Raw genomic sequence first — 23,797 nt, forward strand, 5'->3', positions numbered from 1 at the left:
GGAACGGCGCTCAGTCCACGGCTGTTGGGGACGACGCACTCATGTCTGCCACCACGATCGCCAGCGCACCCGGCCCAGCGTGGACGGCCAGCACCGCACTGATCGAGGTGTCGACGATGGGCTCAAGCGCTTCATGGTGAAGGCGGAACGAGCGCGCTGCGTCATCGCCGAATGTCCCGTCCCCCAACGTCATGATGGCGATGGCCGGCGCAGTTGCGGCGTCAATGGCCGCCTCAGCGCGTTCAAGCACCACGTCCCTGGCACGCGCGGTAGAGCGGACCTTCTGGGTCACAGCCGGCGCCCCATCGTGAATCTCAAGAACCGGCTTGACGTTCAGCACTCGTCCCATCGCCGCCGAGGCCGACGAGATTCGGCCCCCACGGCGCATGTACTCGAGGGTGTCTACCGTGAAGACGCACACAGCACTCGAGGCCACTGCCTCAGCGGTCCGCACCACAGCATCGGCCGGTCGCCCCGCCCTCGCAGCACGCGCCGCAGCAATGGCCGCAAACCCGGTGCCCATCGCAACCGTGCCCGTGTCGACGATCGAGACCGGGATGCTCACGGCATCGGCCCCCGCCCTGGCCCTGTCCACGGTGCCGGACAAACCGGACGCGATAAGCACCGCAACGATGGCCCCAGCCCCGCCGGCCTCCACATCACGAAACGCCTGCGCGAACGCCTCGGTACTGGGCTGCGACGTATGCACCGCCTGACCAGCCACGAGTGCGTCCATCACGGCGTCGATTCCGATCGAGATGCCTTCGTCATAAGACTCGTCACCAACGGTCACTGACAGCGGCACCACGACAATGCCGTGCGCGGCCGCCAGCGACGCCGGAAGCGACGCAGCAGAGTCCGTCACGACGACGGTGGGGCCGGTCATGTTCTCAACCTAGCGACCTTGGTCGCTCCCGCGCTATGCAGGGACGATGTTGACGAGCTTGGGGGCGCGCACAATCACGGTGCGAATGTCCGCACCTTCGAGCGCACGAACGACTCCTGGTGCCGCCAGCGCCTGCTCGCGCAGGTCGTCCTCGCTAATGGAGGGCGGCACCTCGAGCCGGTCACGGACCTTGCCCTTGACCTGCACGACGCACGTCACGGTGTCTTCAACCAGCAACGACTCGTCGACATCGATCCAGCCGCCCCGAGCGACGTTCTCATGGCCAAGCATCGACCACATGTCCTCCGCACAGTATGGAGCGAACATGCTCAGCAGCACTGCGACGGCCTCAGCGGCCTCGCGTACGGCGGGATCTGCCGCGCCTGGCCCGGAGTCAATAGCCTTGCGGGTCGCGTTGACCAACTCCATGGTGCGTGCGACAACGACGTTGAAGCGGAAGCTCTCAGTAAGCTCGGCCGCCTCGTGCATGGTCTTGTGGGTGATGGCGCGCAGCGCAGCGTCGCCGGTCGTGGGGTCAACACCCGGCTCCGAGGACACGTCACGCGCGAGGCGCCACGCACGGGCGAGGAACTTCGCGGTCGCACCGGCGGACACATCCGCCCAGTCGATGTCGTCCTCAGGAGGGCCAGCAAACACCAGCGTCAGACGCACCGCATCCACACCGAACTCGTCGAGTTGCTCCGACAGACGCACTATATTGCCGCGCGACTTCGACATCGCGGAGCCGTCCATCTGCACCATGCCCTGGTTCAGCAGCGCGGAGAAGGGCTCGTCGAAGTCGACAAAGCCCATGTCGTTCAGGGCCTTGGTGAAGAAGCGCGAGTACAGCAAGTGAAGAATCGCGTGCGTGACACCACCGACGTATTGGTCGACGGGCGCCCACTTCTTGGCGTCCTCAGCGTCAAACGGTCCGTCGGTCTTGTTGGGCGACAGATAGCGCATGTAGTACCAGGACGAGTCCACGAAGGTGTCCATGGTGTCGGTGTCACGCTTGGCGGGCTTGCCGCAGTCCGGGCACGTGGTGTTGACCCAGTCGGTTGCAGCGCCCAGCGGCGAGGTTCCCTTGGGCTTGAGGTCCAGCCCCTCGGCCGGCGGAAGCTCGATGGGCAACTGGTCGTCTGGAACGCGGACCTCGCCACAGTCGTCACAGTGGACGATCGGGATGGGCGTGCCCCAGTAGCGCTGGCGCGAGATGAGCCAGTCGCGCAGGCGGTAGTTGCGCGAGGCCGCTCCCAGTCCCTTTGCTTCCAGATCCGCTGAGATCTCCGCGATGGCCTGGTCCTTGGGCTTACCGTTCAGGTCACCGGAGTTGATCAGAGTTCCGTCACCGGTCGCGGCGATGCCCGACGTTGCGGGGTCCTCGACGGGGTTGCCATCCTCGTCGCGCACGTCGAGGACGAGGCGCACCGGCAGGTCCATCGCGCGAGCGAAGTCAAGGTCACGCTGATCGTGAGCGGGCACAGCCATGACGGCGCCGTGGCCATAGTCGGCCAGGACGTAGTCGGAGGCCCAGATCGGCAGGCGCTCGCCGTTGACGGGGTTGATCGCGTAGCGGTTCAGGAAGACGCCGGTCTTGGGGCGGTCCGTGGCGAGACGGTCAATGTCTGAGGCCGCACGCACGCTCTCCACGTACGCCGCAAACTCCTCCTTGACCGCAGCATCGGCCCCCTCCACGAGCTCGGCGCCCAAGTCAGAGTCCGCGGCAACGACCATGAAGGTTGCGCCGTAGAGCGTGTCGGGACGGGTGGTGTAGATGTCGATCGGCTCGTCGCGGCCCTCGATGCGGAACTGGACGTCGGCGCCCTCGGAGCGGCCAATCCAGTTCTTCTGCATGGCGATGACCTTGGACGGCCACTTGCCCTCGAGCGTGGCGAGGTCGTCCAGCAAACGGTCCGCGTAGTCAGTGATCTTGAAGTACCACTGGTTGAGCTTCTTCTTGGTGACGGGAGTGTCGCAACGCTCACACAACCCGGCGACGACCTGCTCGTTTGCGAGCACCGTCTGGTCCTTGGGGCACCAGTTCACGTTGCTGTGCTTGCGGTATGCCAGGCCCTTTTCATGCATGCGCGTGAACAGCCACTGGTTCCACTGGTAGTACTCGGGGCGGTGGGTCGCGAGGACACGGTCCCAGTCGAACGAGCAGGCGTAGCGCTCCATCGAGGCGCGCTGCTGAGCGATGTTGTCTTCGGTCCAGCCGCGTGGGTCGAGGCCGCGGTTGATCGCAGCATTCTCTGCGGGCAAGCCGAACGAGTCCCAGCCGATGGGGTGGAGGACGTTGTAGCCGCGCTGAACCCAGTAGCGCGCGATGACGTCGCCCAGGGCATAGGCCTCGGCGTGACCCATGTGAAGGTCGCCCGAGGGGTACGGGAACATGTCGAGCACGTACTTGGTGGGGCGATCGTCACCCTCATTGGATGAGCGGAACGGCTGGGTCTCGCGCCACACGGGCTGCCAGCGGTCCTCGATCGCGCGGAAGTCGTACCGGTTCTCGTCAGTTACGGGCGTATCAGTCACGCAAGCGATTGTATCGGCGTACGGGGTGTGGCCGGACTGGCCGATGCTCGGGTTGGTTTTGACGCCACGGCGGCTTGGGTTCGGGCGGGCCTTGGTGCAACCCCCAAAAGGCCTCGCCTCACCTCGCAAGATTGGATGGAGCGCGCCACAATGGGAATGCGCGTACCGCTCCCAGCGGTGCGCGTCGGACGTCACGTCAAAGGAGACTGATCATCCGCACACGTACTGGACGGACTTGCGGCAGGCCGGTCCGCGCGATGGGCGCGATCGGGCTAGGAACCCTGCTCGCGCTTTGCGCCACGCCCGCGATCGCGAGTGTCGACGATCCTTCGCCGACGCCCTCCGCGAGCGCCTCACGCACCGCCCAGTCGCCCGCGCCCGAGACGTCTTCGACTCCGACCGACGCTTCCTCCACCAACCCAAGCCCGTCACCCGAGCCCTCGCTGGAGCCCAGCCCCGCGCCATCGGTCAGTCCCACGCCATCGCCGAGTCCGACCGCCGAGCCAACGCCTTCGCCCAAGCCGACTTCGACGCCGAAGCCAACCCCGACATCGGCCCCCTCGCCCTCACCGAGCCAGCCTCAACCGAGCGCGACGCCAAGTAAGCTATCGCCGGACCCCGAGCCGACTCCCCCACCCACGCAGCCGGATGACGCCACGCCGGACGACAACGACCCCGCGCCGGCGCCCACGAGTCCTTCCGCGCCCGACAACGGAGTTCCCCCGGCAACCACTGCCCAGGAGCCCGGCATCACCTTCGCGGATGTCTCGGAGCACCTGCCCAGCGCCTTCTACACGGAGTTTGCGGTGGAGATCGCGTGGCTGGCACAGGCAGGGATCGCGCTCGGAACGCTTGAGGCAGACGGCACCTACACGTTCAGGCCCCACGACCTCATCACTCGGTCCGAGGCATCACATCTCCTATACCGCTTTACGGGCCAACCGGCCTTCGACGAGCCCGAGGAGAGCCCCTTCAGCGACGTCGACGCGTCTGAGTCAGAGGACTTCCGGCACATCGCCTGGGTCTCCGACGAGGTTGTCGACGACGCCTGGGGAATCGAGACCGACGAGGAGTTCTGGCCAGATGCTGAAGTCTCCCGTGCGGCCATCGCCACGCTGTTGTACCGCTACGCGGGCTCCCCAGAGGTAGTCGAGCCGGAGACGCGCACCTTTACTGACGTCGACCCAGGATCGCCCTTCTTCGAGGCCGTGCAGTGGCTGTCGGACACCGAGATCGTCACCGGATGGGACGGCGAGGCCGGCACCGAGTTCCGTCCGCACGACTCGATGACACGCGGCGGATTTGCCGCACTGCTCTACCGACTTGATCTCGCGGGGATTTGGTACGGATCATCCGACGGCGACGCTCCACTGCTTCGGCACTCCGAGGTCGAGGTTCTGGGGAGCGCGTCGGCCACGCTGCGGTCGGGACCAGGGCCCTCGCACGACGCCGTCACGACTGTGCCGCCGGGGACCATCTTGAGCGCGACGGGAGCGGTGTCCTGGGACGGCTGGATCGAAGTCCTCGCCGACGGCACCCGTGCCTGGGCTCCAGGGTCATCCGTGGCGGGCGACGACCGTACGGCGATCGCGCGAGTCAGTGCCACGGCGACCAATGGCGAGTTGCAGTCGTCGCACCTGTGCGCGCTGTCATGGGATCGCGACGAGTTGCTCCTGTGCCAAGCCGCCGAAGACCTCGAGCGCCTCAACAGCGCATTCCACGCCGAGTTCGGCATCGCGATTCCCGTGTCCGACTCGTACCGCGACTTCAGTGGGCAAGTGCGGGCCAAGTCTGTGTTTGGGTTCCTCGCAGCAACCCCAGGAACCTCCAATCACGGCTGGGGCGTTGCCATCGACATCTCGGAAGCGCAACTGCCGGGCGGATTCTCCGGTGAGGCCTACACGTGGTTGACGGAGCGCCTCAGTGGCTACAACTGGGTGCTCCCGAACTGGGCGCGGCCATCAGGCAACAAGCCCGAGCCGTGGCACTTCGAGTACACCGGATAGTTTCGAGGGCCGATGCTCGGGGTAGTCCGTGGGCATCGTCTCGAAAGTGCCAGGAGCGTTAGGCGATCTGGGTGACCTTCACGGAAACGTTGAGATTTTCGGTGGCTCCAGCAACGACACCCATGAGTGGCGGGATGTCTCGGTATTCGCGGGCGCGGCCGACGATGACGTGGTGGTCGCCCACTTCGCGGTCGTTCGTGGGGTCGAAGCCAGTCCACTCGCCGGTCCACCACTCGAGCCAGGCGTGCGACTCACCTTCGACGGTCTCGCCAATCGAGGCATCCCGGGACGGGTGCAGATAGCCCGAGACGTAACGGGCCGGAATGCCCACGGCACGCAGCGTGCCGATGGCCAGTTGCGCCATGTCCTGACAAACCCCTGACCTTGCATCCCAGGCATCACGTGCGGCCGAGTGCACGCTGGTGACGCCAGACACGTACTTGACCTCAGAGTGCAGTCGTTCGCACACTGCGCGCGCGGTGGAGTCCGGGCTGAGCTTGGTGGCGGCGTCGCGCGCGAACTCCACCATCGCTTCCGGTGGCGTTGTCGTCGCCGAGTTCTCGAGGTACTCACACAACAGGTCACGGAGCTTGTCTCCCTCGAGGGTGCTCCAGTCCGTCTTCTCTTCACGTGGCGCGCTCGAGATGACCTCGACCACCGAGTTGGCGTTCACGCGCAAGGAATGGTGCGGCTGGAGGACCTCGAAGACGGTGACGTCGCACTCCCAATAGTCGCGGTACGTCGAGCGCCACGACACCGGACTGATCGAGACCTTGGAGTCCAGGACACGTTGGCGTGGCAACCAGGCTGGGGTGACCCGCGCCTCGTTGTATGACGAGCCAATGTCCGCGGCGTACTCGAACTGCGTACTGTGCTCGATGCGCATCGTGGTCATAGCGCCTCCTGGTTCCACGACACTGTCGCGTCGGGAAGGAAGTAACGGTCACGGATGTGGTCCGATGCCGTCGCACAGGCCTGTTGCACGGCCTGCATCTGCGGTCGTAGTTCATCGAGGACGTCGCGCACGGGCGAGTACTCGAGCGTGGTGCGTGCCCTTCCGAGTGCGAGCTGGGCGCGGCCCGCGAGTGTGGGGCTGCGTTCCGCTCCCTCGATCCGGGTGAGGTACTCCTCCGCCATATTGAGGTTGTAGGCGATCGAGCGCGGGAAGTGACGGTCAATGAGCATGAACTCGGCGGCGCGTTCCTCCGCGACCAGCGCGCGCACGGTGCGCAAATACGCCTCGTGCGCCGAACAGGTGCGCAAGAGAGTGGTCCAGTCGGGTCCCGTGGTGCCGTCGAGCGACCGCGTCATGAGGAGCCTCGCGATCATGTCCGCGCGCTCGAGCGAGCGTCCCAGCTCAAGGAAGTTCCAGACGTCGTCACGAGAGGTTGTCGCGCTCGCGAGTCCACGCATCACGGCCGTTCGCTCGCGGACCCACACAAAGTACTCGTGGGGTCGACGCGCGCGGTTGGTCCAACGACGCAGCTCCATGCGCGTCGTGTTGAGGCTCTCCCACACTTCTGTCGAAATGACCTCGCGTGCGCGGCGCGCGTTCTCGCGTGCGGCCGTGAGTGAGCCTGCTATCGAGGACAACTCCTTCGAGTCGTAGGCCAAGTGGGTAAGGATGTCGGCCTGCGTGACATCCCGATCCTCGGTGAACTGCACGTTCATCACGCTCAGGAGGGATGCGTTGGCGGAGGGCTCATCTACCCACGGGTCTTCGAGGAGCACGTTGAGGTGGACGTCCAGCAAGCGCGCTGTGTTGTCCGCGCGCTCGACGTAACGCCCAATCCAGAACAGTGACTCAGCGATGCGGCTCAGCATGGCGGGCACTCCGATCCGTCATTCAGGCGTTGCTGTTGCTGTTGCTGTTGCTGTTGTCCCGCCACCATGTCTTCGGGGTGAGCCGACTGCGGCACGGAGGCCATGCCCGCCAGTTCCACGAGGCTTTCCTCGGGGGTAGGCACCTTGCGTCGCTGCCGCACTCCACCCAGCACCCAGGTGTCCTTGGAGCCGCCGCCTTGCGAAGAGTTGACGATCAACTGACCGCGCTCCAAAGCCACGCGCGTGAGACCGCCGGGCAAGACCCACTGCTCTTCGCCGTCGTTGATTGCGAAGGGCCTGAGGTCGACGTGCCGGGGCTGGAGACCGTCCTCGGTCAATGTCGGCACGGTGGACAACTGCACGACCGGCTGCGCGATCCAGCCGCGTGGGTCCTTTTGGATGTGCTTGCGAGCCTCATCCAGCTCGGTCTTCGACGCCTTCGGACCGATCAGCACGCCTTTTCCACCGGCTCCGTCGACGGGCTTCACGACCAGTTCGTCCAGGCGGTCGAGCACTTCCTCGCGAGCTTCCGGCTCTTCCAGACGCCACGTGTCGACATTGGGCAGGATGGGATCTTCCCCCAGGTAGTACCGCGTGAGGTCCGGCATGTAGGTATAAATCAGCTTGTCGTCCGCGACGCCGTTGCCCACCGCATTCGCGATCGTGACGTTGCCCATCCGAGCCGCGTAAATGAGGCCCGGAGCGCCGAGCGCGGAATCGGAGCGAAACTTCACCGGATCCAGGAAGTCGTCATCGACGCGGCGATAAATCACGTCCACGCGCCGGCGGCCACCGGTGGTGCGCATGAAGACGTGCCCGTTGACTGTCTCGAGGTCACGCCCTTCAACGAGTTCGACACCCATGGTCCGGGCGAGGAGGGAGTGCTCGTAATACGCCGAGTTATATACGCCGGGGGTCAGCAACACGATCGTGGGATCATGGACGCCTTCCGGGGCACTCTTTGCAAGCGCTGAGCGCAGGCGCCTCGAGTACTCGAGTACCGGCCTTATCCCCATAGCCCCAAAGAGCTCGGGGAACATTTGCGACATGGCTCGTCTGTTCGACAAGACGTAGCTCACACCCGATGGGACGCGCACGTTGTCCTCGAGAACGCGCCAGATGCCGTGCTGGTCACGCACCAAGTCAATGCCGGACACGTGGACACGCACGCCGTTGGCCGGCTCCACTCCAGCGACCGCACGATAGAAGTATTGGCTGGTGGCGATCAGTTTTCGCGGAACCACACCATCGGTCACGCAGCGCTGTGATCCGTAGACGTCCGCGAGGAACGCCTCAAGTGTGCGCACGCGCTGAGCGACACCGGGCGAGATGATGTCCCACTCGTCGCTACCGATCACCCGGGGAACAATGTCCAAGGGGAAAGGCCGCTCCTCACCCGCGTGGTCGAACGTCACGCCCTGCGCGAGGTAGGTCGAGGCCAGCGCCTCTGCCCGCGAGCGCAGGTCGTCGCCGGACATTCGGCCGATCTCGTCGTAAACGCGGGCGTAGGGCTCACGGATTTGTCCGTCGACCTCCATCGCCTCGTCCCACGCCGCAGCCGGCGCGTATCCGCTCCAAGGGGTCGCAGCATCGGTCATTACCCCACGGTAACGGCCTGTTGTCACATTCGCGTGACGAACATGCGTCTAGTACGAGGCATCTAGCTCCCAGGACCGTTGTCCTCTCCGTCGAGGCCGCGCTCGGGCGACCTTTCTGCAACATGTCCGTGACAACCGCTCCTTACACTGGACGACACAACGCCACGTCAGGAGGGCCGATGCCCGGGTTGCCAGACCTGTCCGTCGCCGTGATCACGGTGTCAGACCGGCGAGCCGCCGGCACATTGCCCGACACGGCAGGTCCGGTCATTGCTGACGCCCTCGCGGCTGAGGGCGCGGACGTCACATCCCGACTCATCCCCGACGGCATCGACTCCGTGCGAGACGTCATCACAGAGACGGTCGAGTCAGGGTGCCGCGTCGTCATCACGACGGGTGGCACGGGCGTGGGCCCGCGCGACGTTACCCCCGAGGCCACTGTCGGGTTGCTCGCGCAAGAACTCCCAGGAATCCCCGAGCTCCTGCGGCGTCACGGAGCTGAGAGCACCCCCATGGCCGCCGTCAGTCGTGGGCTTGCGGGCGTCACTCCGGCACCGCACCGCGCCATCATCGTGAACCTGCCGGGCTCCGAGAACGCCGCCCGCGAGGGCATTGCCTTGCTCATTCCAATCCTGGGCCACCTCGTGGGCCAGGTGCGCGGCGGTGACCACGCATGACCAACGCCGAGTTCGTGAGTTCGACTCCATTGTGCCTCGAGGCCCATGTCACCGCGGTCGCGACGGATGCCGACGGCGCCGTGGCCACGTTCATTGGGCGCGTACGCAATCATGATCCTTCCGTGGACGGCGTCGTCACTGCGCTGGAGTACAGCGCTCACCCCGACGCACCGGCCGTCATCGAGCGAATTGTGCGGGAGGTGTCCCAGGCGAACGTGCGCATCTCACTGACTCACCGCATCGGCCTGCTTCACGTAGGTGACACCGCGATCATCGCGGCAGCCGCGGCACCTCACCGCGCCGAAGCCTTCGAGGCGTGCCGCGAAGTTGTCGAACGAGTCAAGGCGGAGGCCCCGATTTGGAAGCTCGAGATTCTCGCGGACGGCTCACACACATGGGTGGGAATCACATGACACATCCCGGACTCACCGACCGCTTTGGGCGCGAGCACCGTGACCTGCGCATCTCGTTGACCGACCGCTGTTCTCTCCGGTGCACGTACTGCATGCCGGCCGAAGGCGTGCAGTGGCTCCAGCGCGACACGATGCTGTCGACAGAAGAGATCGTTCGCGTGGCCCGCGTGGCGGTCGAGATGGGCATTGAAGAGATCCGCCTGACGGGCGGAGAGCCATTGCTGAGGGCCGATGTTGTGGACGTCGTGGACAGGTTGGCTCACCTTGAGGGGCCGCGCGGCCGGCCTGAGGTGTCCCTCACAACGAATGCCTTGCGGCTACCGGCCCTCGCGGATGCACTCCACGATGCGGGGCTCGCGCGTGTCAACATCTCGCTCGACACACTCCGGCGCGACCGCTTTCACGAACTCACGCGTCGCGACAAGCTAACGGAGACGCTGGCCGGCGTCGCCGCTGCCGAAGCCGCGGGACTTACCCCGATCAAGATCAACGCCGTCGCGATGCGCGGCATCAATGACGACGAAGTCGTTGATTTGACCCAGTACTGCGTGGACCGCGGCTATCAGATGCGCTTTATCGAGCAGATGCCGCTGGACGCCGGACACACGTGGGACCGCAAGGAGATGGTCACCGGCGAGGAAATCCTTGCCCAACTCACTGACCGGTGGACGCTCACGGAGCGCGACGACCGCGGCGCCGCCCCGGCGCAAGTGTGGGACATCGATGGCGGGCCCTCTTCGGTGGGCGTCATCGCGTCCGTGACGGCCCCGTTCTGTGGAACGTGCGACCGCGTGCGTCTCACGGCCGACGGCCAGTTGCGTGCGTGCTTGTTCTCGCGCGAGGAGTCGGACATTCGGGGATTGTTGCGCTCCCACGCCGACGACGAGGCCCTCGCGGGAGCGATCGCGACATGCCTGCGGCTCAAGCGACCCGGGCACGACATCGACGACCCGTCCTTCCTACAGCCCGACCGTCCCATGAGCGCGATCGGCGGCTAACCCTAGAAGTTCCGCTTTTGCGGTTCTATGCTGTGATTCATGCCGCATTTACGAATCAGTGAAGCAGCGCACCTCTTGGGTGTCTCCGACGACACTGTGCGCCGCTGGGTCGAGTCGACCGGCCTCGACACCACAGTGGACAGTGCGGGCAGAACACTGATCGACGGCGTCGCTGTCGCAGATTTCGCCCGCGAGCGAGCACGTGGTGCCGCCAAGGATTCCCCGGTGGCGCGCTCGGCTCGCAATCAATTCGTGGGGCTTGTCACATCCATCACGTCCGATCCCGTCATGTCACAGGTGGAACTGCAGTGTGGCCCGCACCGCGTCGTGTCGCTCATGAGCACGGAGGCCGTCCGGGAGCTCGCTCTCGAGCCCGGCGTCGTCGCCACAGCTGTCGTGAAAGCCACCACCGTCATCGTCGAGCGCGACAAGGACAAGGCATGAGTCACGTGCGCCGAGGGTGGGTCACGGCCCGCAGACTTGCACTCGTTACGGCCGCCGGCGCGGTGGCGCTCACGGCGACAGCCTGTAGCTCCGAAGATGAAGCCGACGTACTGACCGTGCATACCGCGGCCTCGCTGGGCCAGGTGATGGACCGTCTCGCGGACGACTTTGAAGCGACCCGGACAGCGGTGGACGTGCGGCTCAACGTCGGCGGATCCTCGTCCCTTGCGACCCAGATTCTGGAGGGTGCGGGCGGCGACGCCTTTGCCTCAGCAAACGCCGCGCAAATGGCGCGCGTAAACGAGGACGGGCTTGCACCAGAGCCACTCCCCCTGGCGTCGTCGACCCTCACGATCGCGGTAACTCCGGGCAACCCTCACGGAATCGAATCGATCGCGGACCTCGACAACCCCGACCTCGACGTCGTCACGTGCGCCGTCCCGGTCCCGTGCGGAGAGTTAGCGCAGGCGACCGCGGACGCCGCCGACGTGGAACTGACCCCCGTCAGCGAAGAGCTCGCGGTCACTGACGTGCTCGCGAAGGTGACCACTGGGCAAGCAGACGCGGGGCTCGTGTACGTCACGGATGTGATCGCCGCCGACGGCGAGTCGGACGAGGTCCCCGTCTCAGATGACCCCGACGTCTACGCAGCGGCCCGGACCACGTATCCCATTGCCCGCCTCACCACCGCTGGTGACCCCGCGCTCGCGGATACCTTTGTCGCCTACGTGCTGTCCGAACCCGGCCAAGCCACGCTCCGCGAGTTTGGCTTCGGCCCACCGTGACCCGAGCATCGGCCCTCCCGCGGTGGATGATTCCCCTCGCGCTGGCCGCCGCAGGCGTGATCGCGATTCCCATCCTCGCCACCGTCGCGCGCACGCCGTGGGGGCAACTGCCCGAGTTGCTGTCGTCGCCGGCGGCGATGCAGGCCATGGGTCTGTCGCTTCGCACCGCGGTGTTGGCGACGGTCCTGTGCGTGGTGCTGGGCGCGCCCCTGGGATTCGCGCTGGCCGCGTGGACGTCTCGCTGGCAACGCGTGGTGCGCGCTGTAGTTCTGGCGCCGCTCGTGCTGCCGCCCGTGGTGGGTGGACTCGCGCTGCTGTACGCCTTTGGGCGGCAAGGTCTGCTGGGTGGGTGGTTGTCATCGATGGGGATTGACATCGCGTTCTCGACGACAGCCGTCGTGTTGGCGCAGACTTTCGTCGCGATGCCCTTCATGGTGCTCGCAACGGAGTCCGCCGTGCGGTCACGCTCGCCTCATCACGAATCGATCGCGTCCACGCTCGGTGCCGGACGGTCCCGCATCTTCTGGGCAGTGACCGTCCCAGCGGTCGCGCCGGCGCTGGCCACCGGCATGGTGCTGTCATTTGCGCGGGCGCTCGGGGAGTTCGGCGCGACGCTGACGTTCGCTGGGTCAATGGAGGGCGTCACCCGGACCCTGCCGCTCGAGATCTACCTGCAGCGCGAAAGCGACGCGGCCGCCGCGGTCGCCTTGGCGATGGTGCTCCTGGCGGTAGCGATTGTGGTGGTGGCGCTCGCCTACCGGCCACTCATGCGGAGCGCCCGATGAGCGCGGCCACGATGAGCATTGACGCGCACATCGCGGTGCCAGAGCGGGGCGTCGATTGCAGGATCTCGATTCCCGGAGCGGGTCTGATCGCGCTCCTGGGTCCCAATGGCTCCGGAAAATCTACGGTTCTGGCGGCGCTCGCGGGGACGCTCACGCCGGCGCGCGGGCACGCAAGGCTCGACCAGTCCGTCTTGTTTGATGTGGGCGATCCCGGTGCGGGCACGATCGACGCCGCGGCACGTCGCATCACGCTGGTCACACAAAAGGACGACCTCTTTCCGTCCCTCACCGTGCTCGACAACGTGGCTTTCGGGATCCGCGCTCGCGGCGTGTCTCGCGCTGATGCCCGCGCCGCCGCTCACCAGCACCTCGCCGCGGGTGATCTCGAGGATCTCGCCGACCGTCGCCCAGCCACGTTGTCGGGCGGCCAGGCGCGGCGCGTGGCCATCATCCGTGCACTCGCGGCCGAGCCTCGCGCCCTACTCCTGGACGAGCCCTTCGCCGGAATCGATGTCGAAGCGGCCATTGCCGTGCGCGGACTCGTGCGCCAGGCCGGACGCACCATCACGACAGTCATCGCCACCCACGATGCCGCTGATGCTTGGGGGCTTGCGGACCATGTCGTCGTGCTGGACTCCGGTTCCGTCGCGGATGCCGGGACTACCCAAGCGGTCCTGAGTCAGCCCGTCTCGCGTTTCGCGGCGGCGATGGCCGGGCGGGTCTTGCTCCGCGGCACGGCGGCAGCGACCGGCCTCACACTCGACGATGGCACCGTGGTCGCTGCGGAGTTGTGTGGCCTATCCCCCGGCGACGCCGCGCTCGTGGCGATCTCCCCGCGGCACGTGCAGGTGACTGAGGCCGTGAACGGCGACGTGACCGATGTTGTCGCGCGCATCGAGCACCACGGCGATGCGATGCGGGTGTGGGGGCACCTGCTCGCGGCCGATGTCGACCCCGAGCAAGGCGTCGACCTGCGCGTCGGCGACCCCATCTCGTTTGCCCTTGCGCCGCGACCGGAGCTCTACAGCCCCACCCGATAGCCCGCTTCCACCCCCACTTCCCCGGCTTTTCCCCCTTGCCGTACATACACGGCGGGAAAACTGAGGTGCGCAACTCCTGGCCGTCACTTATCGACGGAAAACCAGCGCCATAGGAACTCAGCCACCCCATCGGCGGCGACGAGGCGCGGTGGGGGGCAGAGCATCGGCCGGAAATCAACGAAAAGTGACGGCCACGGTGCCCGCGAACCCAAAACTCCGCCGAGTATGTACGGCCAGGGGAAGTGAGGGGTGAGTCAGCGGCGAGGAGAGGAGGGGTTAGCCGCCTGCGAAGGGGGGCAGGACATCGACGAGAGCCGATGCTGTGATTGCGGTGTCGTCGTCGGCTCGCGTGCCGTCGACCATAAAAGAGCACTGGTTCAGCACGCGTTCAAGGTCACCCCCGTGGTTTTCCACGAGTCGCGATCGGACTTCGCCGACCGAACCGGCGTCGACGGCAGTCTGGTCCACTCCTGCGGCCTCGCTCGCTGCGGCGAACAGACGCACCGTGGCCATTAGCCCGGCATCTCCTGTGTCCAGCTGTCGCTGATGCGGCGTGCCGCGTAGCGGGCATCGTCGAAGGCTTCTGCGGCGGCTCCCTCGTCGGGGCCTTCCTCACCGACCGAGGCACGGCCGACCGCGTATCCCATCAGGAACGTGGTGAGCGGCGCGGCGGGACGGGACACGGCATGGGCCGCTTCACGGGCGGCGTCGAGAAGCCGGTCGATGTCGACGACACCGGTATCCACCTCGAGCTCCGTGGCGAGCGCCTCAACCCAAGCTTCCAACTGCGTGTTTGTCATGTCCACTCCTTCCGCAGGCTATGTACATCATTCCAGGTGTCGGCATCTCGCGCCGCCCGCTCAATGGGCACTCGTGTCATCACTAGGTCGGCGACGAGTCGGCGCATCGACGCACCCACGACGGTGTCGAGCGACTCGATTGCGCGTCGCAACGAGGCCGTTCGGTACACCGCCAAGAGCGGCTGCGTATGACCTTCCCGATCGACTGCCCATGCGCCATCTGGGGAGTCGCCGTAGGGGGCACTCAACGATGCGATGAGGTCAGGCACCGCCTGGGCCGCGTACGGCATGTCGCACGCAAGGACGAGGACTGCGTCGCTGTCTGCGGCAAGCGCATCCATACCGGCCGCAATGGCTGCGACGGGGCCTGAGAATGGCGGGTCTTCGCGCACCACGGGGACGCCAGGTCGCGGGTCCGCCTGGCCAACCACGCAGCGTGCGCGGGCGACCCCGGCTGCAGCGAGAGCGTGGTCGAGGAGTGTCGCATCCCCGACCTCAATCGACGGCTTGTCGACGCCCCCAAGGCGCGAGCCGCGGCCGCCAGCCAGGATCACAGCATCGAGGATCACTCGCGCGTCCAGTCCCCCGACTTGCCCCCGGTCTTGCGCAGCAGCTGCACGTCCCGGATCGAGGTGCCCTTGTCGAGGCCCTTCACCATGTCAACGACGTTGAGAGCGGCGACCGATGCCGCGGTGAGGGCTTCCATTTCGACGCCGGTGCGGTCTGCTGTTCGTGCGGTGGCCTCAATGCGAACGCCGTCGTCGGTGATCTCGACATCGACCACCACGCCGTGGACCCCGATGACGTGCGCGAGCGGGAGGAGCTCGGGCGTGCGCTTGGCCGCCGCGATTCCCGCGACCCGCGCCACGGCAAGAACGTCGCCCTTGGGGACCGAGCCATCGCGAAGCGCGTCGACGACGTGCGGCGCACACGCAACGAATGCCTCGGCGGTGGCGCTGCGGACCGTGGGCACCTTGGCCGTGACATCGACCATCCGCGCGTGGCCGGATTCGTCGAGGTGGGTGAAATCGCTCATGGGGTGCCCTCCAGGCTCATACTCATCAGGCCCACGGTATCGCCGGGGTGGACCTCGTCCACGCTCGCCGGGACGACGGCAAGCAATCGCCCGCGGGCAAGAGACGCCACAAGATGTGACTGGGACCCGCGGGGCGTGGCGGGGTGAACAGCGCCGCCTGCATCAACAACTGCCGGCAAATACTGAGCTCGCCCGGACGGTGTCCGCCACGTACTTCCCGCCCGAGCCGTGTAGCCACGCGGAGTGGCGACGCCCAGCAGGCGCCGCATCATGGGCGCCACGACGACTGCGAAGGTTGCGGCGACGGACACGGGGTTGCCCGGCAAACACGCGATCGGAGTGCCGTCGACGAGTCCTAGTCCCTGGGGTTTGCCCGGCTGCATGGCGACAGCGTGGAACGTCACGCCGCGATCGATGAGGTCGGCCTTCACGGGGTCATACGCGCCCACGGAGGCCCCACCGGCGGTCACGATGAGGTCGGCGTCGATACCCGCGAGCGTCGCCGAGACCGCCCCGGGAGCGTCGCCGGCGCGCGGCAGCACGACGGGCACGCCACCGTAGTCGCGCACAAGGGCCGCCAAGAGCGTGGAGTTCGAGTCCGAAATTTGGCCAGCGCCAGGGGTGCTGCCTGGGTCCACGAGCTCGTCGCCGGTGGCGAGGACCGCCACTCGTGGCCGGCGTGTGACGCTCACCGTGCCGTACCCGGCCGATGCCACGGCCGCCAGCTGCCACGGACCCAAAACAGTCCCAGGTGCGACGACCTCGTCGCCGGCGCGCGTGTCCTCCCCGCGCCTGCGAATGTGCGCACCTTCGGAGGGCGCGACATCGATGGTGACCGAGTCGGATCCCAAGGTTGCCTTCTCCACCGGGACCACGGCATCGGCCCCAGATGGCACAGGAGCGCCGGTCATGATGCGTGCGGCGTGCCCATGCGCCAGGGCATCGGGCAAGCCGCTGCCGGCGGCGATGTCGGCGGCCAGCGGCAGGGTCGCACCCGCGGTTGCGTCGGCCCGGCGCACGGCGTAGCCATCCATCGCGGAGTTATCGAACGGCGGTCCATCGTCGCGGGCCACCGCGGGCTCGGCAAGGACGCGTCGGTAGGCATCCTCGAGAGGCACAGACTCCGAGGTCAGGCGCTCGACGAGCGAGACGGCTTCCCCGACATGCTCGTCGACAGGCCTCATGATTGCGCTCCTTGGGGCGCGGGAGCGATCGCGACGTCGCGCCAGCGTCCCGAGCGACCATCCAGCACGCTGAGCACTCCGGCAAGTTCACTTGGCAACCCGGACGCGAGTTTGAGCGCCTCGGTCGCCATCGCCGTGCCGATCTGTCCGCACGCGGTCCCGAGCACCGCGCCACCGTCGCAGGTCTCGAGGTCGAGCGCGTCAGGCCCAGGGAAGACGTCATCAAGCCGATGACCGGCACCGAAGACCGTGACCTGCCCGTGCCACCCCTGCACCGCGCCCCACACCACCGGTATCCCGGCCCTGTGAGCGGCGGCTTCGATGAGGCGCCGCACCGGCATCGTGTCCGTGGCGTCGACGACCACATCCGCACCGTGCAGGAGCGCGTCGGCGTTGTCAGAAGTGAGCCGCGCCCGGATCGCCACCACGTCGCAATGCGGCGACTGGCGCACCAACGCCTGTGCAGCCGCATCAACCTTGGGACGCCCCACATCCTCCGGTGTGAACAAGAGTTGGCGATGCAGGTTGGTGACGGATACGTGATCGTCGTCGATGAGGGTGAGCCGACCAACTCCTGCCGCAGCAAGGTATTGACTCGCTGGGCACCCAAGTCCCCCGGCGCCCACCACGACCACGCTGGAGTGGCTGAGTGCTTCCTGACCCGGCTCGCCAAATCCCGTCAGGCCACGTTGCCTGGCGTATGGATCAAGAGATGAGGTCATTGAAGTGATCGGCGACAATCTCGAGGAGGGCTGGATGCGGTGCGAGCGGAGGCGTCACAAAGTCGGCTCCCGCCTGTTCCAACTTACTCTGAAAGAAGCCTGGTGCCAGCAGGTACGACGCGACAGCCACAACGCCCTCTTCCCCGTTGGTACGGGCCTGCTCAACAGCATCTGCCACCGACGGCTTGGTGCCTGCCGCGAAACCCACCCGCACCGGGCCGTCCCACCGCTCCCGGAGCATCTCCGCTGCCGCATCGGTGTCGGCCTGGGACCGGGGATCGGATGACCCTGCAGCGGCCAGCACCACGGTTGCGTCGCGCTCAACACCCTGCTCGTCGAGGCGCTGCACCACGATGTCAATCAACCGGGAGTCGGGCCCAAGGGCGGGAGCGGCCACGACATCGGCCCTGTGCTCGACCGCCTGGGCGATGTCCACGTAGACGTGATAGCCGCCGGCAAGGAGCAATGGCACCACGACTGCGCTGATGCCCTGGCCCTCGGGTATTGCCTTGACGACCTCGTCAATGCGCGGGTCCTGGACATCGACATACGCCTCACGCACGTCCAGGCCGGTGCTGGCGCGCACGTCGTCAAGAAGCGCACGGATCGTGGCTTGCCCCTCTTCGCCGCGCGTGCCGTGAGCGCATCCGATCAGGATTGGCGATGTCATGCTGCGGTCACCCCCAGCGCGTAGCCACGCTTGACCACGGTGCGGACCAACCCGCGTGACCCCGCATTGTCGCGAAGACGGTTGATGGCGGCTTCAACAGCATGCGGGCCAGTTTGGGCCCCTGGCAGGAACTCGCTCAGCTGGTCCCGCGTGAGCACCGATCCCCTCGCCGCCGCGAGCGCCTTCAAAATGTCGAGGCCCGTTGGCGTCAGCGGGAGGACCCGTCCGTCAAGGACCGCCGCCGTCGCCCGCAACACAAGCGGGCCGTCAGGAGTCGGTATCGCCGAAGTGGTGTCGCTGTAGTGCTTCACCAGCTCTCGGACCAGAGCGCCCAGGCGCCACCTGTCCGGATAGCAGGTCTTCAGCCCAGCGGCCTCGAGGGGCGCGGCAGTCACGGGACCAACGGTGGCCAACACGAGGTCGCCGTCAGCCACACGCTGAGCCAGAGGCTCCATCACCCCCGCCTCGTCGACGCCTTGCAGCCATTCCTGAGCGCCCGGAGCGGATGTGAACAACACGGCGTCTGCCCGCCCATGCGCCGCGGCATCGATGGCGTCGCGGTGGGACTGGGGGTCAGCCGGTGGTCCCCACCCGTAAATCACGAGGCTCAGCACCTTGGCGCCGGCCTCCACGAATGCTTCATCCAGTCCGTCGGACCCGCTGCCGTGGTGTTGCACCGCGATGGTCAGGCCGTCGACGCCCTCAGCAACAAGATAGTCACGCAGTTCCGCGGCGGTCTCAGACTCCGCGACCCAGTCCGCCTGCAGGCCCGCAGCCTGAATCGCACCACGCGCCTTGGGACCACGGGCAATCAGCCGCGCCCCGCGCAAGACCTCGAGCAGGGGTTCGGCGAGGCCGACAGCGTCCGCCGCTTCCACCCAGCCGCGGAAGCCGATGCCCGTGGTGGCAACCACAACATCGGGCTTCGCCTTGATGACAGCGTGGGTGTCCGCGATCAACTTGTCGTCATCGAGGTGCGGCACCGTGCTGAGAGCTGGCGCATGGATCACGCTCGCACCGCGCCGCTCCAATGCAGACGCGAACTCGCGCTTGCGACGATCGGCCGTGATCACTAGGACGCATCCTGCGAGGACGTCACCGGCGTCGCTCATTTAGTCCCCCTTGGGCTCCGGGGTCGCCGCGATAGACGAGGCGAGAATGCCCTCTTCGGCGACCGTCCCCACGACGATAACGGCAGGAGGTTTCACCTGGGTTTCAGATGCGATACCAACAATGGTGCTGAGTGCCCCGTGGGTCACGCGCTCACGGGCCGTGGAGCCGTTCTCGATGATCGCAAACGGGGTCAGCGGATCACAGCCCGCGCCCACAGCGGCCTCGACGATGCCCGGCAGCGCGGTGACGCCCATGAGGAACACGGTGGTGGCGCCAGCGGCCATCGACGCCACGGCAGCCTCGTCCGCGCCCGCGTGTCCGGTGGTGACGTGGACTGACGTCGAAACTCCACGCTGGGTAACGGGGATACCGGCCAAGGCCGGAACGGAGAGGGCCGATGTCACTCCTGGCACGACCTCGACGCTCACCTTGGCCTCGACGCACGCGTGTACTTCCTCGCCGCCGCGTCCAAAGACGTACGGATCGCCGCCCTTGAGCCGGACCACGGTGTTGCCCGCCTGTGCGCGCTCGACGAGGATGCGGTTGATCTCATGCTGAGGAACGGGGTGGCGGTCGGGAGACTTGCCGACGTTGATGACCTCGACGTCCGGCGGCAACGCAACCAACAGTTCAGTGGCGCCCAGGCGGTCGGTGACCACGACATCGGCCTCCGCGAGCGCCTGCTTGCCACGGACGGTCATCAGGCCTGGGTCACCAGGCCCGGAGCCCACCAAAATTACGCGACCCTCGCCTGTGCGGCGGCGTCGCAGGTCAACCTCGCCTGCGTCGATGTGTGCGGCGACAGCGTCACGCACTGCGCGAATGCGGCCAGGGTCGGGAGAGCCAAGCGACAGCACACCCACGGCGGTCTCTCCGTGGCGGCTCATCGCCGCCTGGCGTGCCGTGCCCTTGGATGCGTCGGAAGCATCGATGCAGAAAACGCGCCGCGCCTCAGCCCATGAGGCAATCGCATCGTTCAGGGCGGGGTCATCTGTGGCCGCAAGGACAAACCACGCGTCGTCAAGATCGGCTTCTTCAATTCCACGGCGGTGCACAGTGATGTCTCCATGTAGCGCCAGGCGCTCAATGTCCTCGCTGACCTCAGGGGCCACCACCATGACAAGGGCACCATCGCCCACGAAGCGGCGCACCCGACGCGTCGCGACGGTGCCAGCACCGGCGATCACGACGGAACGGCCACGCAGCTCCAATCCAAGGAGAACGGTCATTGGCCACCAGCCAGGTTGATCATCACCTGGCCATTGTCGATGCTGACCTGGTAGACCGCCAAGTCGGCGCTCCCAGTGACGGGAAGTTTGTCCATCGTCACCAGACATTCGCCCGTGACAAGGGAGAAAACCTGCTTGTAGATGGGCGAGGCGATGGTGGGCTCATCCCCACGCGAGCCCGTGATCCCGCGGCTCATGACTGACGCTCCCGAAAACGGGCACAGGTTTTGCACCGCGCGCACGGAGTCGTCGTCGAGGCGGAACACGGCCACCTGAGTGTCGCCGACGAGCGCGGCCACGCCGAGGTCAGGGATCAGGTCGTCGTAGGCGCACACGGCCACCGCGTTGGCGGGGATTGTGGTGGTCATGATTACTTCTCCGATCCGGCAGCGGCGAGCTCGGCTCGCTCGGCGGGTGTCGCGGGGCGGCGCTGGCCGCGCTCCTCGACATACATGAGGGTGGGGTCTGCCTGGTCGGGGGCGTTCACGAAGCTCGTGAACTGAGACAGCCTCTTGGGGTCACTCAGCACGGCCTTCCACTCGTCCTCGTAGGTGTCGATGTGGTGGGTCATGTGCTCGTCGAGGTCGGCGCAAATGCCGAGGGAGTCGTTGAGGATGACGTCCCTGATCGCGTCGAGTCCGCCCTCATATTCCTCTTGCCATGGCGCGGTGCGCTGCAGGCGGTCAGCGGTGCGGATGTAGAGCATCAGGTAGCGGTCGATTACCTGGAAGACGGTGTCCTCGTCGACGTCCTCTGCGAGGAGCTGTGCGTGCTTGGGCGTGAATCCGCCGTTGCCGCCCACGTAGACGTTCCAGCCCTTCTCGGTGGCGATGACGCCCACGTCCTTGCCGCGCGCCTCGGCACACTCGCGTGCACAACCGGAAACGCCCACCTTGATCTTGTGAGGGCTTCGCAGTCCGCGGTAGCGAAGTTCGAGCTTGATGGCCATGCCCGCAGAGTCTTGGACGCCGTAGCGGCACCAGGACGATCCCACGCAGGATTTCACGGTGCGCAGGGACTTGCCGTAGGCGTGTCCGGACTCCATGCCGGCATCCACCAGCCGCTGCCAGATCTCAGGCAGTTGCTCGAGGCGGGCGCCGAACAGGTCAATGCGCTGACCGCCCGTGATCTTTGTGTACAGGCCGTAGTCCTGCGCAACCTCCGCGATCACCATGAGCTTGTCCGGAGTGATTTCGCCGCCGGGGATGCGTGGGACCACCGAGTAGGTGCCGTCTTTCTGGACGTTCGCCATGAAGCGGTCGTTGGTGTCCTGGAGTGCGGCGCGGTCGTCGGCGAGGACGTGACCGTTGTAGATCGAGGCCAGAATCGAGCCCACGGTGGGCTTGCAGATGTCGCAACCGTGCCCGGAACCGAAGCGCTCGATGATGTCGGTGAAGGTCGTCAGTCCCGCCACCTGGATGGCGCTGAAGAGCGAGGCGCGCGACATCGCGAAGTGCTCGCACAGTGCCTCGGAAACCTCGATGCCAGACTTCTCGAGTTCGGTATTGAGGATCTTCTTCACCAGCGGCAGGCACGAGCCGCAGGCAGTGCCGGCCTTGGTGTGCGACTTGAGTTCGCCGAGGTCGTGAATGCCGTCCTCGTTGACTGCGTGGCGAATGGATCCTGCCGTGACGTTATTGCACGAGCACACGTTGGCGGCGTCGGGCAGTTCGACGTCTGGCCGTTCTGCCTGTCCTTCGGGAAGGATCCAGCTGGACGGGTCGCCGGGCAGCTCGGCTCCCACCATGGGTCGCAGGGTCGCGTATGCGGAGGCGTCTCCGACGAACATGCCGCCCAGCAGAACGGACGCGTCGTCGGTCATGACGAGCTTCTTGTACGCGCCAGAGAACGGGTCGGAGTAGACCACTTCGAGCGCACCGGGCGTCGTCGCGAACGCGTCGCCGAAGGAGGCGACGTCGACGCCCAGCAACTTGAGCTTGGTTGCGGTGTCCGCGCCGAAGTAGACCTCCGCACGGCCCAACAGCCGGTGAGCGGTGACGTCCGCCATCGTGTTTCCCGGCGCAATGAGGCCAATCGACATGAAGCCGTCAGCGGAGGCAGCGGCGCATTCGCCGATTGCCGACACGTGCGGGTCCTCCGTGCGGCAAGCATCATCGACAACGACCCCACCGCGCTCCCCCACCTGCAGTTCGGCGGCACGGGCGAGGTCGTCACGGGGACGGATGCCGGTGGCGAAGACCACGACATCCACGAGTTGTTCGCCGCCGTTGGAGAACTTCAAGGTGCCAACGTTTCCGTCCGCGTCAGCGACAACTTCACTCGTCGCGACGCCACACTTGACCTGGACCCCCAGGCGCTGGATCAGCGACTTCAGGGCCTCGCCGCCGGAGTCATCCACCTGCAGCGCCATGAGACGGTTCGCGAACTCGACCACCGTCGCGGTGGCACCCATGCTCTGGAGGGCGCCCGCGGCCTCGAGCCCCAAGAGTCCGCCACCAATGACGGCACCGCGCACGGGCCGCCCCACGATGGCCTGCTTGGCTCGCACCCAATCCCGCAGCTGCGCAACGTCGTCAAGGGTGCGGTACATGAACACCCCGGGAAGGTCGACGCCAGGCACGGGCGGCGCCCACGCGGAGGAACCGGTGGCGAGCACAAGTTCGTCGTAGGACCGCTGCGATCCATCGTCGAGCGTCACGGTCTGGGCATCGCGATCGATCGCCGCGACGCGGGTTGAACTGTGGAGGGTGACGTTGGGGTCGTCCCAGAGGTCTTGTGAACCCAGGAGGAGTTCCTCGGGTCCAGCCTTGGCGAAGAAACTCGTCAGTGCGACGCGGTCATACGGCGCGTACTGCTCTTCTCCGTAGACCTCGATCTCGTAGCGCCCGTCGGTGTCATCCGCGCGCAGGGACTGTACGAATCGTTGGGCAACCATGCCCGCTCCGACGACGACAACTCGCTTCGCACCCATGGTGCGCCTCCTCCCCTGGCGCCCGCACGCATCGGCCCTTGCGGCGGCGTACGCCGCGCGGCCCTCGCGCGTCACCCAAGTACTTCGAGTGTAGGAAGCACCCGTGGCCACGAACCATGA

At 66.5% G+C, this 23,797-nt stretch carries 25 protein-coding genes; 9 read left to right on the plus strand and 16 right to left on the minus strand.

Going from position 1 to position 23,797, the window contains the following annotated elements:
* Positions 1 to 10: 10 nt before the first annotated feature.
* Both AOP74_RS10955 and leuS read right to left on the minus strand, forming a co-directional pair.
* Positions 11 to 886 (minus strand): DegV family protein, encoded by an 876-nt coding sequence (locus AOP74_RS10955; RefSeq protein WP_061962392.1) that lies wholly within the window; start codon positions 884 to 886, stop codon positions 11 to 13.
* Between the two features lie 33 nt (positions 887 to 919).
* Positions 920 to 3,430 carry a leucine--tRNA ligase gene (gene leuS / locus AOP74_RS10960; RefSeq protein WP_201774335.1) on the minus strand — a complete coding sequence of 837 codons (2,511 nt, stop codon included), beginning with the start codon at positions 3,428 to 3,430 and terminating at the stop codon, positions 920 to 922.
* A gap of 283 nt (positions 3,431 to 3,713) precedes the next feature.
* Between leuS and AOP74_RS12255 the strand changes: the two genes are divergently transcribed.
* Both AOP74_RS12255 and AOP74_RS10970 read left to right on the plus strand, forming a co-directional pair.
* Positions 3,714 to 4,025 carry a hypothetical protein gene (locus tag AOP74_RS12255; RefSeq protein WP_061962394.1) on the plus strand — a complete coding sequence of 104 codons (312 nt, stop codon included), beginning with the start codon at positions 3,714 to 3,716 and terminating at the stop codon, positions 4,023 to 4,025.
* Between the two features lie 202 nt (positions 4,026 to 4,227).
* Positions 4,228 to 5,427: an S-layer homology domain-containing protein gene (locus AOP74_RS10970; protein ID WP_061962395.1), complete on the plus strand. Its 1,200-nt coding sequence runs from the start codon at positions 4,228 to 4,230 to the stop codon at positions 5,425 to 5,427.
* A gap of 58 nt (positions 5,428 to 5,485) precedes the next feature.
* Here the strand turns inward: AOP74_RS10970 and AOP74_RS10975 are convergent, their stop codons facing one another.
* From AOP74_RS10975 to AOP74_RS10985, 3 genes are read right to left on the minus strand one after another with little or no spacing between them, the layout of a single operon-like run.
* Positions 5,486 to 6,322 (minus strand): transglutaminase family protein, encoded by an 837-nt coding sequence (locus AOP74_RS10975; protein ID WP_061962396.1) that lies wholly within the window; start codon positions 6,320 to 6,322, stop codon positions 5,486 to 5,488.
* Positions 6,319 to 7,251 carry an alpha-E domain-containing protein gene (locus AOP74_RS10980; RefSeq protein WP_061962619.1) on the minus strand — a complete coding sequence of 311 codons (933 nt, stop codon included), beginning with the start codon at positions 7,249 to 7,251 and terminating at the stop codon, positions 6,319 to 6,321. The genes AOP74_RS10975 and AOP74_RS10980 overlap by 4 nt, the downstream gene beginning before the upstream one ends.
* Positions 7,245 to 8,849 (minus strand): circularly permuted type 2 ATP-grasp protein, encoded by a 1,605-nt coding sequence (locus AOP74_RS10985; RefSeq protein WP_061962397.1) that lies wholly within the window; start codon positions 8,847 to 8,849, stop codon positions 7,245 to 7,247. Before AOP74_RS10985 ends, AOP74_RS10980 begins: the two co-directional genes overlap by 7 nt.
* 179 nt (positions 8,850 to 9,028) lie before the next feature.
* Here AOP74_RS10985 and AOP74_RS10990 point away from each other — a divergent pair, with 179 nt between their 5' ends.
* From AOP74_RS10990 to AOP74_RS11020, 7 genes are read left to right on the plus strand one after another with little or no spacing between them, the layout of a single operon-like run.
* Positions 9,029 to 9,526: a MogA/MoaB family molybdenum cofactor biosynthesis protein gene (locus AOP74_RS10990; protein WP_061962398.1), complete on the plus strand. Its 498-nt coding sequence runs from the start codon at positions 9,029 to 9,031 to the stop codon at positions 9,524 to 9,526.
* Positions 9,523 to 9,939 carry a molybdenum cofactor biosynthesis protein MoaE gene (locus tag AOP74_RS10995; protein WP_061962399.1) on the plus strand — a complete coding sequence of 139 codons (417 nt, stop codon included), beginning with the start codon at positions 9,523 to 9,525 and terminating at the stop codon, positions 9,937 to 9,939. Before AOP74_RS10990 ends, AOP74_RS10995 begins: the two co-directional genes overlap by 4 nt.
* Entirely contained in the window at positions 9,936 to 10,937 is a 1,002-nt protein-coding gene (moaA, locus tag AOP74_RS11000; RefSeq protein WP_061962400.1) for a GTP 3',8-cyclase MoaA, read from the plus strand. The genes AOP74_RS10995 and moaA overlap by 4 nt, the downstream gene beginning before the upstream one ends.
* Positions 10,938 to 10,976: 39 nt before the next feature.
* Entirely contained in the window at positions 10,977 to 11,381 is a 405-nt protein-coding gene (locus tag AOP74_RS11005) for a TOBE domain-containing protein (RefSeq protein ID WP_061962401.1), read from the plus strand.
* Positions 11,378 to 12,166 carry a molybdate ABC transporter substrate-binding protein gene (modA, locus tag AOP74_RS11010; protein WP_061962402.1) on the plus strand — a complete coding sequence of 263 codons (789 nt, stop codon included), beginning with the start codon at positions 11,378 to 11,380 and terminating at the stop codon, positions 12,164 to 12,166. The genes AOP74_RS11005 and modA overlap by 4 nt, the downstream gene beginning before the upstream one ends.
* Entirely contained in the window at positions 12,163 to 12,951 is a 789-nt protein-coding gene (locus tag AOP74_RS11015; RefSeq protein WP_236683814.1) for an ABC transporter permease, read from the plus strand. The genes modA and AOP74_RS11015 overlap by 4 nt, the downstream gene beginning before the upstream one ends.
* On the plus strand, positions 12,948 to 13,991 hold the full coding sequence (locus AOP74_RS11020) for an ABC transporter ATP-binding protein (protein ID WP_082096284.1): 1,044 nt from the start codon (positions 12,948 to 12,950) through the stop codon (positions 13,989 to 13,991). Before AOP74_RS11015 ends, AOP74_RS11020 begins: the two co-directional genes overlap by 4 nt.
* Before the next feature lie 276 nt (positions 13,992 to 14,267).
* On the opposite strand, the gene AOP74_RS11025 is transcribed toward AOP74_RS11020, so the two are convergent.
* From AOP74_RS11025 to nirB, 11 genes are read right to left on the minus strand one after another with little or no spacing between them, the layout of a single operon-like run.
* Positions 14,268 to 14,504, minus strand: a complete 237-nt coding sequence (locus AOP74_RS11025) for a MoaD/ThiS family protein (protein ID WP_061962404.1) — start codon at positions 14,502 to 14,504, stop codon at positions 14,268 to 14,270.
* The gene (locus AOP74_RS11030; protein WP_061962405.1) at positions 14,504 to 14,791 is read right to left on the minus strand and encodes a DUF6457 domain-containing protein; all 288 of its coding nucleotides are present in this window, start codon (positions 14,789 to 14,791) and stop codon (positions 14,504 to 14,506) included. Before AOP74_RS11030 ends, AOP74_RS11025 begins: the two co-directional genes overlap by 1 nt.
* Positions 14,788 to 15,360, minus strand: a complete 573-nt coding sequence (gene mobA / locus AOP74_RS11035; protein WP_061962406.1) for a molybdenum cofactor guanylyltransferase — start codon at positions 15,358 to 15,360, stop codon at positions 14,788 to 14,790. Before mobA ends, AOP74_RS11030 begins: the two co-directional genes overlap by 4 nt.
* A complete protein-coding gene (moaC, locus tag AOP74_RS11040) occupies positions 15,357 to 15,827 on the minus strand; it encodes a cyclic pyranopterin monophosphate synthase MoaC (protein WP_061962407.1) in 471 nt (156 codons plus the stop codon). Before moaC ends, mobA begins: the two co-directional genes overlap by 4 nt.
* Entirely contained in the window at positions 15,824 to 17,011 is a 1,188-nt protein-coding gene (locus AOP74_RS11045; protein ID WP_061962408.1) for a molybdopterin molybdotransferase MoeA, read from the minus strand. Before AOP74_RS11045 ends, moaC begins: the two co-directional genes overlap by 4 nt.
* Positions 17,008 to 17,733, minus strand: coding sequence for a HesA/MoeB/ThiF family protein (locus AOP74_RS11050; protein WP_082096288.1), 726 nt, complete (start codon positions 17,731 to 17,733; stop codon positions 17,008 to 17,010). The genes AOP74_RS11045 and AOP74_RS11050 overlap by 4 nt, the downstream gene beginning before the upstream one ends.
* Positions 17,717 to 18,403 carry a sirohydrochlorin chelatase gene (locus AOP74_RS11055; protein WP_061962410.1) on the minus strand — a complete coding sequence of 229 codons (687 nt, stop codon included), beginning with the start codon at positions 18,401 to 18,403 and terminating at the stop codon, positions 17,717 to 17,719. The genes AOP74_RS11050 and AOP74_RS11055 overlap by 17 nt, the downstream gene beginning before the upstream one ends.
* A complete protein-coding gene (locus AOP74_RS11060) occupies positions 18,400 to 19,515 on the minus strand; it encodes a uroporphyrinogen-III synthase (RefSeq protein WP_061962411.1) in 1,116 nt (371 codons plus the stop codon). Before AOP74_RS11060 ends, AOP74_RS11055 begins: the two co-directional genes overlap by 4 nt.
* A complete protein-coding gene (gene cobA / locus AOP74_RS11065; protein ID WP_061962412.1) occupies positions 19,516 to 20,745 on the minus strand; it encodes a uroporphyrinogen-III C-methyltransferase in 1,230 nt (409 codons plus the stop codon).
* Positions 20,742 to 21,113, minus strand: coding sequence for a nitrite reductase small subunit NirD (gene nirD, locus AOP74_RS11070; protein ID WP_061962413.1), 372 nt, complete (start codon positions 21,111 to 21,113; stop codon positions 20,742 to 20,744). The genes cobA and nirD overlap by 4 nt, the downstream gene beginning before the upstream one ends.
* Positions 21,114 to 21,115: 2 nt before the next feature.
* Positions 21,116 to 23,677, minus strand: coding sequence for a nitrite reductase large subunit NirB (nirB, locus tag AOP74_RS11075; RefSeq protein WP_061962414.1), 2,562 nt, complete (start codon positions 23,675 to 23,677; stop codon positions 21,116 to 21,118).
* Between the last annotated feature and the right edge of the window lie 120 nt (positions 23,678 to 23,797).

The organism is Demequina flava (genome assembly GCF_000975035.1).
GTDB classification, from domain to species: domain Bacteria; phylum Actinomycetota; class Actinomycetes; order Actinomycetales; family Demequinaceae; genus Demequina; species Demequina flava.

Coding starts and splice junctions, on each gene's coding strand:
- AOP74_RS10975 (WP_061962396.1), bottom strand. CDS start 6,322: ATGACCACGATGCGCATCGAGCACAGTACGCAGTTCGAGTACGCCGCG.
- AOP74_RS10995 (WP_061962399.1), top strand. CDS start 9,523: ATGACCAACGCCGAGTTCGTGAGTTCGACTCCATTGTGCCTCGAGGCC.
- nirB (WP_061962414.1), bottom strand. CDS start 23,677: ATGGGTGCGAAGCGAGTTGTCGTCGTCGGAGCGGGCATGGTTGCCCAA.
- moaA (WP_061962400.1), top strand. CDS start 9,936: ATGACACATCCCGGACTCACCGACCGCTTTGGGCGCGAGCACCGTGAC.
- AOP74_RS11025 (WP_061962404.1), bottom strand. CDS start 14,504: ATGGCCACGGTGCGTCTGTTCGCCGCAGCGAGCGAGGCCGCAGGAGTG.
- AOP74_RS10980 (WP_061962619.1), bottom strand. CDS start 7,251: ATGCTGAGCCGCATCGCTGAGTCACTGTTCTGGATTGGGCGTTACGTC.
- AOP74_RS11060 (WP_061962411.1), bottom strand. CDS start 19,515: ATGAGCGACGCCGGTGACGTCCTCGCAGGATGCGTCCTAGTGATCACG.
- moaC (WP_061962407.1), bottom strand. CDS start 15,827: ATGAGCGATTTCACCCACCTCGACGAATCCGGCCACGCGCGGATGGTC.
- AOP74_RS11005 (WP_061962401.1), top strand. CDS start 10,977: ATGCCGCATTTACGAATCAGTGAAGCAGCGCACCTCTTGGGTGTCTCC.
- AOP74_RS11050 (WP_082096288.1), bottom strand. CDS start 17,733: ATGACCTCATCTCTTGATCCATACGCCAGGCAACGTGGCCTGACGGGA.
- AOP74_RS11045 (WP_061962408.1), bottom strand. CDS start 17,011: ATGAGGCCTGTCGACGAGCATGTCGGGGAAGCCGTCTCGCTCGTCGAG.
- AOP74_RS11030 (WP_061962405.1), bottom strand. CDS start 14,791: ATGACAAACACGCAGTTGGAAGCTTGGGTTGAGGCGCTCGCCACGGAG.
- AOP74_RS10990 (WP_061962398.1), top strand. CDS start 9,029: ATGCCCGGGTTGCCAGACCTGTCCGTCGCCGTGATCACGGTGTCAGAC.
- cobA (WP_061962412.1), bottom strand. CDS start 20,745: ATGACCGTTCTCCTTGGATTGGAGCTGCGTGGCCGTTCCGTCGTGATC.
- AOP74_RS10985 (WP_061962397.1), bottom strand. CDS start 8,849: ATGACCGATGCTGCGACCCCTTGGAGCGGATACGCGCCGGCTGCGGCG.
- nirD (WP_061962413.1), bottom strand. CDS start 21,113: ATGACCACCACAATCCCCGCCAACGCGGTGGCCGTGTGCGCCTACGAC.
- AOP74_RS11055 (WP_061962410.1), bottom strand. CDS start 18,403: ATGACATCGCCAATCCTGATCGGATGCGCTCACGGCACGCGCGGCGAA.
- AOP74_RS10955 (WP_061962392.1), bottom strand. CDS start 886: ATGACCGGCCCCACCGTCGTCGTGACGGACTCTGCTGCGTCGCTTCCG.
- AOP74_RS11020 (WP_082096284.1), top strand. CDS start 12,948: ATGAGCGCGGCCACGATGAGCATTGACGCGCACATCGCGGTGCCAGAG.
- modA (WP_061962402.1), top strand. CDS start 11,378: ATGAGTCACGTGCGCCGAGGGTGGGTCACGGCCCGCAGACTTGCACTC.